General features: G+C 67.5%; 12 protein-coding genes. 5 read left to right on the top strand and 7 right to left on the bottom strand.

Features of this window, described 5'->3' with window-relative positions; genetic code table 11:
- Positions 1 to 78: 78 nt before the first annotated feature.
- Positions 79 to 1,893, bottom strand: coding sequence for an ABC transporter transmembrane domain-containing protein (locus AC07PV_RS14445; RefSeq protein ID WP_494630574.1), 1,815 nt, complete (start codon positions 1,891 to 1,893; stop codon positions 79 to 81).
- Positions 1,894 to 2,339: 446 nt separating this feature from the next.
- Between AC07PV_RS14445 and AC07PV_RS14440 the strand changes: the two genes are divergently transcribed.
- From AC07PV_RS14440 to AC07PV_RS14420, 5 genes are all read left to right on the top strand, one after another.
- Complete coding sequence (locus tag AC07PV_RS14440) at positions 2,340 to 3,110, top strand: ABC transporter ATP-binding protein (protein WP_218295502.1); 771 nt, start codon at positions 2,340 to 2,342, stop codon at positions 3,108 to 3,110.
- A gap of 1 nt (position 3,111) precedes the next feature.
- Complete coding sequence (locus AC07PV_RS14435; protein WP_218295501.1) at positions 3,112 to 3,837, top strand: ABC transporter ATP-binding protein; 726 nt, start codon at positions 3,112 to 3,114, stop codon at positions 3,835 to 3,837.
- A 56-nt stretch (positions 3,838 to 3,893) separates the two neighbouring features.
- Positions 3,894 to 5,090 (top strand): ABC transporter substrate-binding protein, encoded by a 1,197-nt coding sequence (locus AC07PV_RS14430; RefSeq protein ID WP_218340167.1) that lies wholly within the window; start codon positions 3,894 to 3,896, stop codon positions 5,088 to 5,090.
- A gap of 133 nt (positions 5,091 to 5,223) precedes the next feature.
- The gene (locus tag AC07PV_RS14425) at positions 5,224 to 6,108 is read left to right on the top strand and encodes a branched-chain amino acid ABC transporter permease (RefSeq protein WP_218295499.1); all 885 of its coding nucleotides are present in this window, start codon (positions 5,224 to 5,226) and stop codon (positions 6,106 to 6,108) included.
- 12 nt (positions 6,109 to 6,120) lie between these two features.
- Complete coding sequence (locus AC07PV_RS14420; protein ID WP_218295498.1) at positions 6,121 to 7,122, top strand: branched-chain amino acid ABC transporter permease; 1,002 nt, start codon at positions 6,121 to 6,123, stop codon at positions 7,120 to 7,122.
- 50 nt (positions 7,123 to 7,172) lie between these two features.
- Here the strand turns inward: AC07PV_RS14420 and AC07PV_RS14415 are convergent, their stop codons facing one another.
- The 6 genes from AC07PV_RS14415 to AC07PV_RS14390 form a co-directional block, all read right to left on the bottom strand.
- Positions 7,173 to 8,345: a lipocalin-like domain-containing protein gene (locus tag AC07PV_RS14415; RefSeq protein WP_494601644.1), complete on the bottom strand. Its 1,173-nt coding sequence runs from the start codon at positions 8,343 to 8,345 to the stop codon at positions 7,173 to 7,175.
- Positions 8,346 to 8,365: 20 nt separating this feature from the next.
- Positions 8,366 to 9,430, bottom strand: coding sequence for a PLP-dependent cysteine synthase family protein (locus AC07PV_RS14410; protein ID WP_369642952.1), 1,065 nt, complete (start codon positions 9,428 to 9,430; stop codon positions 8,366 to 8,368).
- 43 nt (positions 9,431 to 9,473) lie between these two features.
- The gene (locus AC07PV_RS14405) at positions 9,474 to 10,544 is read right to left on the bottom strand and encodes a tetratricopeptide repeat-containing glycosyltransferase (RefSeq protein ID WP_492807273.1); all 1,071 of its coding nucleotides are present in this window, start codon (positions 10,542 to 10,544) and stop codon (positions 9,474 to 9,476) included.
- Between the two features lie 1,431 nt (positions 10,545 to 11,975).
- The gene (locus AC07PV_RS14400; RefSeq protein WP_494601647.1) at positions 11,976 to 13,046 is read right to left on the bottom strand and encodes a hypothetical protein; all 1,071 of its coding nucleotides are present in this window, start codon (positions 13,044 to 13,046) and stop codon (positions 11,976 to 11,978) included.
- 26 nt (positions 13,047 to 13,072) lie between these two features.
- Complete coding sequence (locus tag AC07PV_RS14395) at positions 13,073 to 13,768, bottom strand: IPTL-CTERM sorting domain-containing protein (protein WP_492807270.1); 696 nt, start codon at positions 13,766 to 13,768, stop codon at positions 13,073 to 13,075.
- A 169-nt stretch (positions 13,769 to 13,937) separates the two neighbouring features.
- A complete protein-coding gene (locus AC07PV_RS14390; protein ID WP_494630572.1) occupies positions 13,938 to 16,604 on the bottom strand; it encodes an ABC transporter permease in 2,667 nt (888 codons plus the stop codon).
- Between the last annotated feature and the right edge of the window lie 122 nt (positions 16,605 to 16,726).

Raw genomic sequence — 16,726 nt, 5'->3', positions numbered from 1 at the left:
AAGCGCAATAAGCTATTGTATTTATAGCGATTTCCCGAAGCCTGTGAAGCTCCGCCCGTGCCCCCGGGGCGCCCGGTGCTACACCGTGAACTGCAATGCCGCCAGGCGGGCATAGACGCCGCCTTGCGCCAGCAGGGCCGTGTGGGTGCCCTGCTCGACGATGCGCCCATGGTCCAGTACCACGATGCGGTCCGCGTTCTGCACGGTGGCCAGCCGGTGGGCGATGACCAGCGTGGTGCGACGGCCTGTGTGGCGCTGCATGGCGGTGTCCAGTGCCGCCTGGACCATGCGCTCGCTCTCGGCGTCCAGCGCGCTGGTGGCCTCGTCCAGCAGCAGCAGTGGCGGGTTCTTGAGCATGGCCCTGGCGATGGCAATGCGCTGGCGCTGGCCGCCTGACAGGCGCACGCCGCGCTCTCCCAGGAAGGTGGCATACCCTTGCGGCAGCGCGGTGATGAAGTCGTGCGCGAACGCGGCGCGCGTGGCGGCCACCACCTCCTCGTCCGTCGCGTCGGGGCGCCCGTAGCGGATGTTGTCCATCGCGGAGGCCGAGAAAATCACCGCGTCCTGTGGCACGGTGCCCGTGTGCGAGCGCAGGGCCTTGAGCCGCAGCGTGCGGATATCCACGCCATTGAGACGGATGCGCCCCTGCGGGACGCCGTCGGCATCGGAGTCCACGTCGTAAAAGCGCTGCAGCAGCTGGAACACGGTGGTCTTGCCCGCGCCGCTGGCGCCCACCAGCGCCACCGTTTCGCCGGGCGCCAGGCGCAGGGAAAAGTCGTGCAGGGCGGGTTGATCGGGGCGCGAGGGGTAGTGGAACTGCACCTGCTCGAACTCCACCTCCAGGCCGCGTTCGGAGAGCGGAAGTTCCTGGGGCTCGTCCGGGTCCGCCACGGGGGAGCGGCTCCCCAGTAGCTCCATCAGCCGCTCCGTGGCGCCCGCGGCGCGCAGCAGGTCGCCGTAGACCTCGCCCAGCACTGCCACGGCGCCGGCCAGCAGGATCACGTACACCACGGTCTGCCCCAGATGGCCGGCGGTCATCTTGCCCGCCAGCACGGCCTCCGTGCCGCGGTACAGGCCCCACAGCAGCAGCGCGGCGTTGGCAATGATGATGAAGGCCACCAGAAGGGCCCGGGCACGGGTGCGCTTGATGGCGACCTGGAACGCATTTTCGGTGGCCTGCATGAAGCGGGCGGACTCGCGGGGCTCGGCCGCGTAGCTCTGCACCACCGGCACGGCGTTGAGCACTTCCGCCGCGATGGCGCTCGAGTCCGCCACCCGGTCCTGGCTGTCGCGCGACAGGCGCCGCACCCTGCGCCCGATCCACATGGTGGGCAGCACCACCAGCACCACGGCCAGCAGCACGACCGACATGACATAGGGATTGGTCCACACCAGCATGGCCAGCGCGCCCACGCCCATGACGGCATTGCGCAGGCCCATGGACAAGGACGAACCGACCACGGTCTGGACGAGCGTCGTGTCGGTGGTCAGGCGCGACAGCACTTCCCCGGTCTGCGTGGTTTCAAAAAACTGGGGGCTTTGGCGCAGCACATGGCTGTACACGGCGTCGCGCAGGTCCGCGGTCACGCGCTCGCCCAGCCAGCTCACCATGTAGAAGCGCGCGGCGGAGAACACCCCCAGCGCCACGGCCACGGCGAACAGGGCCTCGAAATGGTTGCGCAGCGCCATGGTCTGGGCCCCCTTGTCCGCGCTGACAAGGCCGCCGTCCACCAGGTTGCGCAAGGCCAGTGGAAACGCCAGGGTGGCGAGGGCCGCGAGCACCAGGAACACCACCGCCAACGCGATGCGGGCCCGGTACGGCCGCAAAAATGGAAGCAGGCCTGTCAGGGAGCGGGGCGCCCCGCGGGCGGGTTGGGAAGGGGTGGAAGCCATGGATGCAGTGTAGGTTCCCATCCCCGGTCCCCGCACGCGGCGGGGCAATCTCCCAGGCCACGGGAATGTTTGCCAGAAGCGCGCCGGGCGGCGGCGGGCTGCCCATCCGCAGCCCTGCGGGGCCCCCGACGCTGCAGGTTGTAAGTAAAAAGTCAGTGTCTTGCCGGACCGCGCCTGCCGGACAGAACCCTCGCCATGGGGCCTGCCGAGACGGCCAGGGCGGCAAAAAGCGCGATGGCGGAAGGGCGGGTGCCTCGCCCTGGACGGAGGCGGCGCGCATGCGCTTGCCTGGTGCGCCAGAAGGCATAGGCGTTTATACATAGGCATTAGTCCCAGTATCTACCGCAGGGTAGGGGGGCATACGATGCACTGCGACAAAAACGCACGCATGAAGTCCTTGCCGCAAGGCTTCTTCCCCCAGCACCCAACGGAGCGACCCAGGCGCAATGAGCGACGTCATTCTTGAAACCCACAGCCTGACCAAAGAGTTCAAGGGCTTCACCGCCGTCAGCGATGTGAACCTGGCCGTGCGCCGGGGTTCCATCCATGCGCTGATCGGTCCCAATGGCGCAGGCAAGACCACATGCTTCAACCTGCTGACAAAATTCCTCACGCCCACGTCGGGCACCATCCGTTTCAACGGGCACGACATCACCCGTGAGCAGCCCGCGCAGATCGCCCGGCGCGGCGTCATCCGCTCGTTCCAGATCTCGGCCGTGTTCCCGCACCTCACGCTGATGGAGAACGTGCGCCTGGGACTGCAGCGCAAGCTGGGCACCTCATTTCACTTCTGGCGCAGCGAGCGCACCCTGCACCAGCTGGACGACCGGGCCATGCAGCTGCTGACCGAGGTGGGCCTGGAGGACCTGGCCGACGAGGTCACCGTGAACCTGCCGTACGGCCGCAAGCGCGCGCTGGAGATCGCCACCACGCTGGCCATGGAGCCCGAACTCATGCTGCTGGACGAACCCACGCAGGGCATGGGCCACGAGGACGTGGACCGCGTCACCCAGCTCATCAAGAAAGTCTCGGCCGGCCGCACCATCCTGATGGTGGAACACAACATGAAGGTGGTCTCCACCATCGCCGACCGCATCACGGTGCTGCAGCGCGGCGCCGTGCTGGCCGAAGGCCCGTATGCCGAGGTGTCCAACAACCCGCAAGTGATGGAAGCCTACATGGGCACCACCGATGGCCAACTGCAGGGAGCACATTGAGATGGCGACCACCGCATCCAAGACCCCTGCCCTTGAAATCAGCAACCTCGAGGCCTGGTACGGCGAGTCGCACGTGCTGCATGGCGTGGACATCGTCGTGCAACCCGGCGAGGTGGTCACGCTGCTGGGGCGCAACGGCGCGGGCCGCACTACCACCATGCGCGCGATCATGGGGCTGACCGGCGCGCGCAAGGGCTCGGTCAAGATCAACGGCGTCGAGACGATCCACATGCCCACGCACCGCATCGCCCACCTGGGCGTGGGCTACTGCCCGGAAGAGCGCGGCATCTTCTCCAGCCTGTCGTGCGAGGAAAACCTGCTGCTGCCGCCGGCGCTGAAGACTGGCACCCCCGGCATGTCGGTGCAGGAGATCTACGCCATGTTTCCCAACCTGGCCGAACGCAGGAACAGCCAGGGCACGCGCCTGTCGGGCGGCGAGCAGCAGATGCTGGCCGTGGCCCGCATCCTGCGCACGGGGGCCAACCTGCTGCTGCTGGACGAGATTTCCGAAGGCCTGGCGCCTGTCATCGTGCAGGCGCTGGCCCGCATGATCACCATGCTGCGCGAAAAGGGCTACACGGTGGTCATGGTGGAGCAGAACTTCCGCTTCGCCGCGCCGCTGGCCGACCGCTTCTACGTCATGGAGCACGGCCGCATCGTCGAGAAGTTCAGTGCGTCCGAGCTTGAGGCAAAGATGCCCGTGCTCACCGAACTGCTGGGCGTCTGAGCTGTCCAGGTGACCTCTTTCCCGTTTTCTTCCACCACACCCACAGGAGACAATCCATGAAGAACAAACTCAAAGTGCTGGCATTGATGCTGGGCGCAGCGGGCCTGGCCACCTCGGCCGCGCACGCGCAGGACAAGGTCAAGATCGGCTTCATCACCGACATGTCCAGCCTGTACGCCGACGTGGAGGGCAAGAACGGGGCCGTGGCCATCCAGATGGCCATCGACGACTTCGGCGGCAAGGTGCTGGGCATGCCCATCGAGCTGCTCACCGCGGACCACCAGAACAAGGCCGACATCGCGGCGTCCAAGGCGCGCGAGTGGATCGACACCCAGGGCCTGACCATGCTGTTTGGCGGCACCAATTCCGGCACGGCCCTCGCGTCCGCCAAGGTGGCTGCCGAGAAGAAGCGCGTGTACATCAACAACGGCGCCGCATCCTCGGCACTGACCAACGAGCAATGCAGTCCCTACACGGTGCACTACGCCTACGACACCGTGGCGCTGGCCAAGGGCACGGGTTCGGCCATCGTGGACACCGGGGGCAAGTCGTGGTACTTCCTCACCGCCGACTATGCATTCGGCCATGCGCTGGAGGCCGACACCAGCACGGTGGTCAAGGCCAAGGGCGGCACCGTGGTGGGCACCGTGCGCCATCCGCTCAATGCATCGGACTTCTCGTCGTTCCTGCTGCAGGCACAGAACTCCAAGGCGCAGATCCTGGGCCTGGCCAATGCCGGTGGCGACACCATCAACGCCATCAAGGCCGCCAAGGAATTCGGCATCGGCAAGAGCATGAAGCTCGCGGGCCTGCTGATCTTCATCAGCGACGTGCACAGCCTGGGGCTGCGCAACACCGAAGGCCTGCAGTTCACCACCAGCTGGTACTGGGACCTGAACGACGACACGCGCAAGTTCGCCGCACGCTTCTTTGAAAAGACCAAGCGCATGCCCGGCGAGATCCAGGCCGCCGACTACTCCGCCACCATGAACTACCTCAAGGCCGTGGAAGCAGCCAAGAGCATCGATGCCGACAAGGTCATGACGACCTGGCGCGGCATGAAGATGAACGACTTCTTCGCGTCTGGCCAGCTGCGTCCCGATGGCCGCTACGTGCACGACATGTACCTCATGGAAGTGAAGAAGCCCGCCGAATCCACCAAGCCATGGGACTACTACAAGCTCATCAAGAAGCTGCCGGGCGACACGGTGTTCACCACCAAGGCAGAGAGCAAGTGCGCGCTCTGGAAGTAAACCGCTGAGAAAGAAAGAAGGCCCTGGGTGCGCGTGCGCGCGCCCAGGGCCGGTCCGGTGGCCCGCAGGGGCCTGCCCGGCACCCCCTTTCCTCCCGACCTGAACCGTTCACCACCACCTGCAGCTGCCTCCCATGGAAATCTTTGGTGTCTCATTGCCGGGCCTGTTGAGCCAGCTCCTCCTGGGGCTGGTCAACGGCTCGTTCTATGCCATTCTCAGCCTGGGGCTGGCCGTGATCTTCGGCCTGCTCAACGTCATCAACTTCGCCCACGGGGCGCTGTTCATGACGGGAGCCCTGATGACCTGGATGGCGATGAATTACTTCGGCATCAACTACTGGTGGATGCTGGTGCTGGCGCCGCTGGCGGTGGGGTTGTTCGGGGTGCTGATCGAGCGCCTGCTGCTGCGCTGGATCTACAAGCTCGATCACCTGTACGGCCTGCTGCTCACGCTGGGCCTCACGCTGCTGATCGAGGGGGTGTTCCGCTCGATCTATGGCGTCTCCGGACTGGGGTATGACACCCCCGAGCTGCTGGAGGGCGCGACCAACCTGGGTTTCATGATCATGCCCAACTACCGCGCCTGGGTGGTGGTGGCCTCGGTGGTCGTGTGCCTGGCCACCTGGTACGTGATCGAGAAGACCAAGCTCGGCGCGTACCTGCGCGCCGGCACCGAGAACCCGCGCCTGGTGGAGGCTTTCGGCATCAACGTGCCGGTGATGGTGACGCTGACCTATGCCTTCGGTGCCGCGCTGGCCGCGTTTGCCGGCGTGCTGGCGGCGCCGGTCTATCAGGTCACGCCGCTCATGGGGCAGAACCTCATCATCGTGGTCTTCGCCGTGGTGGTGATTGGCGGCATGGGCTCCATCATGGGCTCCATCCTCACCGGGCTGGGCCTGGGTGTCATCGAGGGCTTCACCAAGGTGTTCTACCCCGAAGCGTCTTCCACCGTGGTGTTCGTCATCATGGTCATCGTTCTCCTCATCCGCCCCGCCGGCCTGTTCGGCAAAGAAAAATAAGGGGCCGTCCGCATGAATACCAAGAACCTTGCCTCCATCGGCTACGGCCTGCTGCTGCTGGCCCTGATCGCCGCGCCCTTCCTTGGCGCGTATCCCGTCTTCGTGATGAAGCTGATGTGCTTCGCGCTGTTCGCTTCCGCGTTCAACCTGCTGCTGGGCTACACCGGCCTGCTGTCATTCGGCCATGCCGCCTTCCTGGGGGGCGCCGCCTATGTGGCCGGCCACGCCATCAAGGTCTGGGGCCTCACGCCCGAGATCGGCCTGCTGCTGGGCACGGCCGGTGGCGCGCTGCTGGGCCTGCTGTTCGGCTGGCTGGCCATCCGCCGCCAGGGCATCTACTTCTCGATGATCACGCTGGCACTGGCGCAGATGCTGTTCTTCGCCTGCCTGCAGGCGCCCTTCACCGGGGGCGAGGACGGCCTGCAGGGCGTGCCGCGCGGCAAGCTGTTTGGCATCATCAGCCTGCAGAGCGACCTGGTCATGTACTACGTGGCGCTGGTGATCGTGGTGCTGGCGTTCCTCGTCATCGTGCGCACCATCCATTCGCCGTTCGGCCAGGTGCTCAAGGGCATCAAGGAGAACGAGCCTCGCGCCATCTCGCTGGGCTACGACACGCACCGCTTCAAGCTGCTGGCCTTCGTGCTGTCGGCGGCGCTGGCAGGCCTTGCCGGTTCGCTCAAGACGCTGGTGCTGGGTTTCGCCACGCTGTCCGACGTGCACTGGACAGCTTCGGGCCAGGTCATCCTGATGACGCTCGTGGGGGGGCTGGGCACCCTGTCGGGCCCGCTGATCGGCTCGGCCGTGGTGGTGTTGCTGGAGAACAAGATCGGCGAATTCGGCAACCTGCTCGCTGCGCTGACCAGCGTGGAGTGGTTCAAGACCCTGGGCGAATCCGTCACCATGGTCACGGGGCTGATCTTCGTCGTCTGCGTGCTCGCCTTCCGCCGCGGCATCATGGGCGAGATCATCGCGTGGCTGGCGCAGCGCCGCTCGGGCAACTCCGCCAAGCACTGAGGCGATACGGCCGCCTCTGGCGGCCCTCCCATCCCCAGCCGCTGCCGCCTTCACAGGCGCAGCGGTTTTGCATATCCGGTCATCTCCAGGTAGCCCCGGCCCACGGGCAGGCCTGCGTGGTCCACCAGCTCGGACAAGCCTTCCCAGTAGATCGCGCCCGTCGATCCGCTGCTGTCCAGCTCCTGGTTGTCCAGCACGGTGCGCACTTCAAACGCGCCAGCGGGTGTTTGCACCCGCCATTGCACCGGATAGCGCGCGCCGCTGCGCGGGCTGCTCCACCACCGCTGCGGCGTGAACACCACGGACCGTGCGTCGAATGCCTGCACGGGCTGCCCTGGCGCGCGCAGCGATCCCCCCGCCCACAGCGCCGAGCCATCGGCACGCCGCAGGCGGAACGCGGTGAGCGCGCTGCCATCGTGCAGGTTCATCCCGATCCAGTCCCAGCCCTGGGCTTCGGGGTGCAGCAGGGCCTCGCTCCATTCGTGGTCCATCCAGGCGCGGCCGGTGCCGGGTGTGACATCCATGCGGCGGCCCCCCACCGTCAGGTGGCCGCTGACCGCCAGCTGCGGCTGGCTGTAGTAGTAGCTGGCCTGCGCCGCGTCAGGCCCCTTGCGCGACAGGCCTTGCTGGCCCTGCAGCAGCACGGGCTGGGTGCTGTCGAACTGCAGCTCCATGCCGAATTCGCTGCCTGCGATCCGGGCCGTGTAGCGGCTGAGCGCCAAGTGGGGCTTGCCGTGCGCCATGTCGCTGCGCTCCAGCGTCCAGTCCTGCAGCCGGATGCGGGTATCGGCCTCGCTGGCCTGCGCCACGCCGAAACCCGTGCGTGCGATGCGCTGGTCGTGCACCAGACGCTGGCCCTGCACGTCCGTGACGGCGGCATGCGCGAACAGCAGCTGCTTGGCGGCAAACGCGGACTGCAGTGGCTGCGTGGCGTCCACGCGTGACCGAAAGAACGTGAGCTGAAATCCCCAGGGCTGGCCCCGCGCCTGCACATGCCCCGTGATGTACCACCACTCGGTGCGCAGCTCCGGGTGGCTGCCATGGTCACGCGGAAAGGCCAGCGTGCGTGCCGGCAGGGCGGATGCCGGACCGGGCAGCCAGCCCGCCGCCCCTCCCGCCAGCGCCATGCCCAGCGGCAGCTGCCTGGCCAGCCACTGGCGGCGCGTGGCAGCGGGGCCGGTGAATGGCCCGGCAGGGCCCGGGGACAGGGCGGTGGAGGGCATGGTGCAGTGCGCGGCTGGCATCAGCCGATCAGGCCATCTACCTTCTGCTGCGCTGCCGAGCAATCGCCGAACGTGCGGTCCACCCATTCGGTGTCGAAATACGTGGGTAAATACCGCTCGCCCGCATCACACAGCAGCGACAGGATGGAGCCGCGCTCGCCCCGCTCGCGCATCTCGCTGGCCAGCGTGAGCATGGCCACAAAGTTGGTGCCGGTGGAGGGCCCCACGCGCCGCCCCAGTAGCTGCGACAGTGCGCGCATGGCGGCAATGGATTCGCAGTCCGTCACATCGACCATGCGGTCCACCAGCGTGCGGATGAAACTGGGCTCCACCCGTGGGCGCCCAATGCCTTCAATGCGGGATCCTGGCGCCGTCAGCTGCGCATCGCCCGTGCGGTGGTAGGCACTGAACACCGAACCCGCCGGGTCGGCCACGCACACCTGCGTGGCATGGCGCTGGTAGCGCACATAGCGGCCAATGGTGGCGCTGGTGCCGCCCGTGCCCGCGCCCACCACAATCCAGCGCGGTACCGAGTGCGGCTCGCGCGCCATCTGCGTGAACATGCTCTCGGCAATGTTGTTGTTGCCGCGCCAGTCTGTCGCGCGCTCGGCATAGGTGAACTGGTCCATGTAGTGGCCGCCCGTCTCCTCGGCAATCGCATGGGCCGCCTCATACACCGCTCCCGCGCTGTCCACAAAATGGCAACGCCCGCCATGGAACTCGATCTGCGCGACCTTCTCGGGCGAGGTGCTGCGCGGCATCACCGCCACAAACGGCAGCCCCAGCAGCCGCGCAAAGTAGGCTTCGCTCACCGCAGTGGAGCCACTGGACGACTCGACGATGGTCGAGCCTTCACGCACCCAGCCGTTGCACAGTGCATACAAGAAAAGCGACCGCGCTAGCCGGTGCTTCAGGCTGCCCGTGGGGTGGGTGGATTCGTCCTTGAGGTACAGGTCAATGCCATGCGCGGCAAACGCGGGCAGCCGCAGCGGGATCAGGTGCGTGTCGGCGCTGCGCTGGTAGTCGGCTTCGATGCGGGCGATGGCTTCATGGAGCCAGCGGGAAGGAGGGGAGAGAGTCTGCATGCGAGCATTGTCGCAGCGCCTCCAGCCTGGGCCGCAGAGATGGTCACAGACCGTAGAAAACCTGATTTGCTTCGATGCGTTGGGCTTGGTCCGCCGGGTATCGGCGCTCGGCCAGCAGCCTCTGCAGCGCAGCACGACCCAGGTCTCGGTGGGGGGTGTAGAAGGCGCTGACGGCCAGCTCATCCAGTGCACGCCATGTGTACACCTGTGTATCCACAAAAAGAATGTCCGCAGGTTGCGGAATCTGTGATGCCTGCAGGGCAAACACGGTGGCCAGTGCATGTTCGGCCCGTTCGCGGTGATAGCGGGCCAGTTCGCAAAGGGGCTCAGCCCTCTGCGGGCGGGCCGCGTAGGCAGCCAGATAAGCATCGCGCACGGTGGCGGGTGGGGCCTGGTTGCGCTCATGCAGCACGGCGATCTGGAACAGGGCATACCAGCGCTCTTCGTCCCATCCCCCCATGTCGACCCGGCGCTGGTACCACAGCAGGCTGGGCTCGATCTTCCCGGCATCGCGGCAGCTCTGGGCCAGATAGAACACATTGCGCGTGTTCGTGGGGTCGTCCCGCACGGCCTGTTCCAGCAGCGCCATGTCACGCAGATAGGTCTCGGGGTCGCGCGCGCGGGCGCCATCGTGAGACACATGGATGACCGGTCCCTGCAGCGTCTGCCAGGGGCCGTGCTGCGCGGCGGTCAGGTACTCGTGCAGCACACCCTCCCAGCGCCAGCCGATGCGGGTGGCCACCAGGCTGTTGCGCTGATATTCCCAGCCGTCCATGTGGCAGGTCAGGGTGTATCCATCGGCCGTGAGTTCGGGCCAGGTGAACTGCGGCGGCACACGCAGCTGCTCATCGGCATCGATGAACAGCAGATAGGCCCCATGGGGGCGCGCCAGTTCGAGCGCCTCGTTGCGGTTGTGCGCGAAGTTCTTCCAGGGCCGTTCGTGCAGCGTGCCAGGCACGTCCTGCATGAACGCGCGGATGAGGTCCTGCGTGCCGTCGGTGGAGCCCGTGTCCACAATGACCCAGTGGTCCACCCAGGGCTTGACCGAGCCGAGGCACCGGGCGATGACCGGGGCCTCGTTCTTAACAATCATGTTGAGGACGACGCGAGGCATATGTCTTTAGCGAGGGCTTTGGAACCTGGGTGTGTATCCCCCGTACTGCGAGCAGCCCCTGGTGTCCAGCCTGCGCGCAGTCCGGGAGAGGCGCAGGCTGTCGTCCGCCAGGGTTCTGTGTCGCAATCCTACTTGGAGGCGAATGATCAGGAAGTGCGATATGGCATCTTTTTTGGGCTTGGCACAGGCCGATGCAAACCTCCTGAATCACTCGCAGCGCATGGCGTCGATTGCGACTCCTTCAATCGCGTTTCTATCGGATGTAAATCCCGCCAACGCTGGCCCTGCTCATATGCCACGCAGGATCGTTAGTAGGCAGAGGGCCGCGCTGCACTGGTGCAAGCGGCCCGCCGGTGTGCTGCTCACGGAGGAACTCAGTCCCGTGGATGCTCCATTCTTGTACAGCGTAAGCGTGGTTGAGGCCAGCGCATCCTACTGGCAGATTGCATAGGCTTGCGCTGACAGTGCACCCCAAATTGAGTATTCACACGTCCATTTGTCGGCCGCAGAGGGGTAGCCACCTCCAAAATAGCTGCCGCTGGCGCCTGCGGTAGCGCGGCAGCCCCCGCTAACCACTGTTTTTCCTGCTGAGCAAGTTGCGGTCACCGTGACTTGGTCACCTCCTGCTGGATCGCCCACGCCGCCGAAGGACCAATTGTCGCTGTTGGAGACAGTGGTCAGTGTCACTGTTCCTGCCCCGGTGGCGCCAGTGGCCCCAATGGGGCCTGTGGGACCTACAGGGCCTTGAATCCCCTGGACGCCTTGTGGTCCGGGCACGGCGCTGTCGGCCCCTGTTGGACCGATGGGGCCCATGGCTCCCATGGCTCCTGTGGCTCCAGCAGGTCCTGTCGAGCCGGTCGCACCAGTAGCTCCTGCCCCGGTAGCGCCAGTTGCACCCGTGGCGCCCGTGGGTCCCGCCGCTCCCGTCACACCGGTCGCACCGGCAGCACCCGTGACCCCCGTGGGCCCTGTCACTCCGATCGCTCCGGTGGGGCCCGTGGGGCCGGTGGCGCCAGTCGCCCCGGTGCCGATGCCCCCTGCGCAGGGCCCCAGGCGGCCGGTGGGCCCGTCAAAGCAGGTGAGATTGTTGTTGGGCGTCGCGCCGAGCAGGCCAGGGGCCCGCACTTCGCCGCTGTCCTGCACGCGGAAGCGTTCCTGGGTGCCCGTGGAGTTCTTGATCACGAACCCGCCGCCGCTGGGCACGGTGGCGGAGATGTCGGCGGCCAGGGCCGTGGGGCTGTGCAGGGCGTAGGCTGTGCCCAGGGCGACAAGAAGTGGCTGGTATCTGAGCTTCATGGCAGGCGGGAGTAAGAGGTGGAGATTCGTGAGGCGCCATGGACCTTTGGAGGCCGACACCCTACCGTGTGCTGGGGGACTTCACTGATGGAACGCTTCTATGAACCGCCTGTCTTGTCTGCGTGCTCGTGGCACTCAGGGCGTGAACGAAAGTGGTGCTGCTATGCTGGCCGGCAGCCCCACGGCGGCGGGCGCGACCAAGGTCAGCGGGAACATGTGCTGGGTAGAGACCGACGAATTGCAAGCCCCCGACACGTTGTCCTCGATGGAGGCCACGGTGATACCCAGCGTGGCCTGCGAAACGGGAGTGGCCAGGCCATTGGCGTCAGGGTTGGCCAGGGTGTAGAGCTGCCCTGTCGTGCGGTAGACCACGGTTTTCGCAAAACGCTGGTTGCCCGAAGTGCCCCCACTGCCACCATACGGCGTGCCCGTGCAGTCGCTAGAAGTGAAGTAGATGGAAGATTCGTTCTGAATCGTCCCATTGAAGCGCAGCTTGACGTAGTGTTTTGTGGAGGTCAGGAAGGCCACATAGGACTGGCTGCTCACCGACACGTCGATGACGGTGCCAAGGTTGGCGCCGTTGCTGTCTTGAACCACTACGCCACCGCTCGATGCGCCGGCAGCTCCCGTGGCGCCGGTCGCACCCGTGGGGCCTGTGGCGCCTTGAATCCCTGGAGTCCCCTGGATGCCCTGTGGCCCGGGCACCACGCTGTTTGCTCCGGTGGGGCCGACCGGGCCTTGGATCCCCTGGATGCCCTGGGGGCCAGGCACGGCGCTGTCCGCTCCGGTGGCTCCGGTGGGGCCAGCGGCACCCGTGGGGCCGGTGGTGCCCGTCGGCCCTGTTGCGCCCGTGGCGCCAGTGGCTCCTGCCCCGGTGGCGCCGGTTGCACCGGCAGGTCCCGTGGGTCCGGTGGCACCAGTCGCCCCGGTACCGATGCCCCCTGCACAGGGCCCCAGGCGGCCGGTGGGCCCGTCAAAGCAGGTGAGATTGTTGTTGGGTGTTGCGCCGAGCAGGCCAGGGGCCCGCACTTCGCCGCCGTCCTGCACGCGAAAGTGCTCCTGGGTGCCGGTGGAGTTCTTGATCACGAACCCGCCGCCGCTGGGCACGGTGGCGGAGATGTCGGCGGCCAGGGCCGTGGGGCTGTGCGCGGCGTAGACGGCGCCCAGGGCAACGATCAGAGGCAGGGAGTGGAAGCGGTATTTCATTGTGTGGTGTTCCTGGCCTCAATCAATCAAATGCGCTGCGCTGCGCGGCTGCGGCGGTGCTGCCAGAAGGCCGCCATGCCCATCAACAGTGCCAGCAGCATCAGGCCATACTCGCTCAGCGTGGGGATGCTGGTGGCAACCGCTGCGCCACCGATCTGCACGTTGCCTGCCACGGAGGCGAAGCTCTGGTTCACCGTGGCGCCGGGGGCCAGGTTGATGACTGCCGTGCCGCCGCCCGAGGAGACCAGCTGGATGTTCTGCCCTGGTGCGCCCTGCAGCGTCAGGGTGCCGAGCACGGTGATGTTGGTGCCTGCGGGGATGACAAAGGTGCGGCCTGTGGCGCTGGACAGAGTCAGGTTCTGGAAGACCATGGTGCCTGACAGCTGGCTGGTGTTGCCGGTGCAGCCGTCCGTGAGGGCCACCGTGCCATTCCCGGCGTTGAAGGTGCCGGTGCTGCTCAGGTCACCGCCCACCGCGAGCACGCCGGAGCCTCCGTTGAAGGTGCCGGTGCCTGCCACATTGAGGTTGCTGGTGGTCGAGAACTGGCCCGCGATGATGTTCAGCGAGCCCTCCACCTCCACGGAGAGGCACCCCAAGTCCATGGAGCCACCCGGCACGTCGAACGAACCTCCGGAAGGAATGATGAGTTGTGCCCAGGCGGGTGCGGCCAGGCCACAGCAAAGCATGGCCATGGCGGCCAGTTGGCGGACTATCGATTTCATGGATCTCCCTCTGCGTCTGCACCCTTGAACCAAGAGCTCGGCGCATTTGATGTTGGCGGGACTGGCTGCGATCCGGCACTGGACCGGGGCTGGCGAATCCCGAGGCGCTTGTTTGATGGTGGATGATCATCAATATTTGCAATGATTGCAAACAATATTTAACAGTCGGCTACCAGTCTTCCTTTACCGCCAGAACGGCATCCCTTCCCGCCGCGGCGCGTCCAGCGAGCCACGCCGTGAGGGTGCCGGATGCGGCCACGGCCATGCACAGGGCGCCCAGCCGACCCACCGGAACCGCCAGGTCCATGGTCCAGTGAAAGCTCTGCGGGTTGACCACGTGCACCAGGACCACCGACACGGCCAGGCCCAGCAGCAGGCCCGCCATCGCGCCCACACCCGTCCAGGCGGCGCCTTCGCCGGCCACCACGGCCAGGATCTGGCGGCGCGTGAGGCCCAGGTGCGCGAGCAGACCGAACTCCTTGCGGCGCGCCAGGATCTGGGCGCTGAAGCTGGCGGCCACGCCAAAGAGCCCGATGCCGATCGCCACCGCCTGCAGCCAATAGGTGACCGCGAAGCTGCGGTCGAAGATGCGCAGCGAGCGCGCGCGGATCGTGCCGGAGGAGACGAACTCCACCAGCGCCGCCGGCTGCAAGTCAGCCAGGGGCGCGGCGTCCGCCGCACCCGCCCTCCGGGGTTCGCCGGCATGCGCTGCGGCCACGGCCTGGATGGATTCCTGCAAGGCCTGCAGATCGGCCCCTTCACGGGGCCACAGGGCCAGATCGCTGGTGCGGGCATCACCGGTCAGGCGCAGCCAGACCGCACGGTCCATCACCACTGCGCCCGATTGCCGGGCATAGTCGCGCCAGACGCCTGCTATATAAAAGATAGCTTTCTGCGCTTTATCACCAAGGGCGGGAGGGCTGAAAGCCCTGGAGAGGGCTGGCCATTCCATGCCCGGGCGCATGCCATACAGGTCCACCACCGCCTCGCTCACGTACACCCCGGTGTACCCCGCGGGCACGGGCAGCGCATCGCCCACCAGGGGCAGCTGGCGCGCGGGATCATTGCCCAGCGGGCGGCTGATGACCGTGAGCGCGGGACTGGCGGCATCGAGCTGCAGCGGACTGGCCCGCAGGGGTTGAACGCGCTCCAGCCCGGGCAGCTGGGCGACCGCCTCCGCAAAGCCGGCGGGCAGCAGCGCGGCGTCGCTGCCCGGGGCGTTGATGGCCGGGCGCACATACAGGGGCGACGGCAGCACCGCGTCCAGCCACTGCGTGACCGAGCCGCGAAAGCTCGACACCATCACCGTCAGCGCGACCGCCAGGCTCAGGCTGGCCACCACGCCCCCCACGGCGATGGCCGCCGTGCCGCGCATGCGCCGCGCACGCTCCACCGCCAGCAGTGGCAGGGCATGGCGTGCGGCCAGCGGCTGCAGGCGGCGCAGCAGCCAAGCCATGCCCCAGGGCAGCAGGGCAATGCCGCCGACGAGCAGCAGGCCGATGGCCGCATAGGCCGCCAGCGGTATGCCAAAAACAGGTGGCGCCATGGCCAGCAGCGCACCCGTTGCGGTCAAGATGAGTCCCATCGCGCCATTGGCGGATTGCTGGGATGCCGTGCCCAGGCCCTTGAGCGTCTGCGCGGGCGGCAGCGCCTGCGCGGCGCGCGCGGGCCACCAGCCGCCCACCAGCGCGGCCACCACGCCCAGGGCACCATAGGCCAGGGCCGCCGGGGCGCTCCATTGCAGCGCGGGCTGCACGCCCGCGAAGTAGCCGCCGCCCAGGTCGCCGCCCAGCAGCCGCAGCGCGGCGGCGGCCAGGGCCGAGCCCAGTGCGATGCCGGCGGCGCTGCCCACCAGCCCCAGCGTGGCAGACTCGGCCAGGACCAGCCACAGGCGCTGGCGCGGCGTTGCGCCCAGCACGGCCAGCAGCGCGAACTGCGGCGCGCGCTGCGCCACGCTGAGCGCCAGCACCGAGAACACCAGGAACGCCCCCGTGAACAGCGCCACCAGCGCCAGCACGGTGAGGTTCACCCGGTAGGCGCGCGAGAGGTTGCCGATGCGCTGGGCCGCGTCGCCTGGCTGGGCGAACACCACATCGGCGGGCCAGCCCGGCAGGGCGCGCACGGCCTGCTCCCAGGCGCTGCGGTCCGTGCCGGGCTGCAGCTGGATGTCGATGCGGCTCAACTGCCCCGTGCGGCCAAACAGGTCCTGCGCGGCGCCGATGTCCATCACCGCCAGGGGGGCGCCGCCGGCCGCCACCGTACCGGCCACGTGCACCGTCCACTGCCGCAGGCCGGCCTGCAGCAACAGCCGCGGCGCAGGGCCGGTGGGGATTGCTGGCAGCCCCAGCGCCTGGAGCGCGGCGGCGTTGAGGAACACCGTGGCGGGGGCGAAGACCGCGAGGCGATCGGCGCCCGGCCACGGCCGGGGCATCAGCGCGGGCGCCATCGTGGGCACCAGCAGCGCATCGGCGCCCAGCACCCGCAGCGGCGTGCCGGGCGGCGGGGGCGCTGGCGGCGCTTCGGCATCCTGCCGCACGGCGGCCCGTGCCACCGCCGCCAGCTCCAGCAGCGGACTGGCCCGCGCCACCTGAGGATGGGTGGCGAGCTGTCCGTACAACGCCTCGGGCAGGCTGCCCTGCATGGCGCGCAGCTCCAGGTCGGGCTGGCCGTTGACCGCCCGCACCGCCTGCGAGAACTCGTCCAGCGCGGACGCATTGATCACATGCACCGCAAAGGCCAGCGCCACGCCCAGCATCACCGCGGTCACGGCCGCGGCGCTGCGCCAGGGATGGTGGCGCAGATCCTGCCAGGAGAAGGTGCGAAGCAGTGCGAGCATGGCGGGATTGTGCGGCCTGGCCTTGCGCGAACGCATTGAAAAGGATCCGGGAACACCGCGCCCTTAAGCTGGCCCACAGCCAGCGCATGCGACCATGCCGCCATGGCATCCGCCCCGTGGTG

It is taken from the genome of Acidovorax sp. GW821-FHT09A11 (assembly GCF_059418365.1).
Note: the sequence above shows the minus strand (reverse complement) of the source record. Positions and strands in the feature narration are given on the sequence as shown.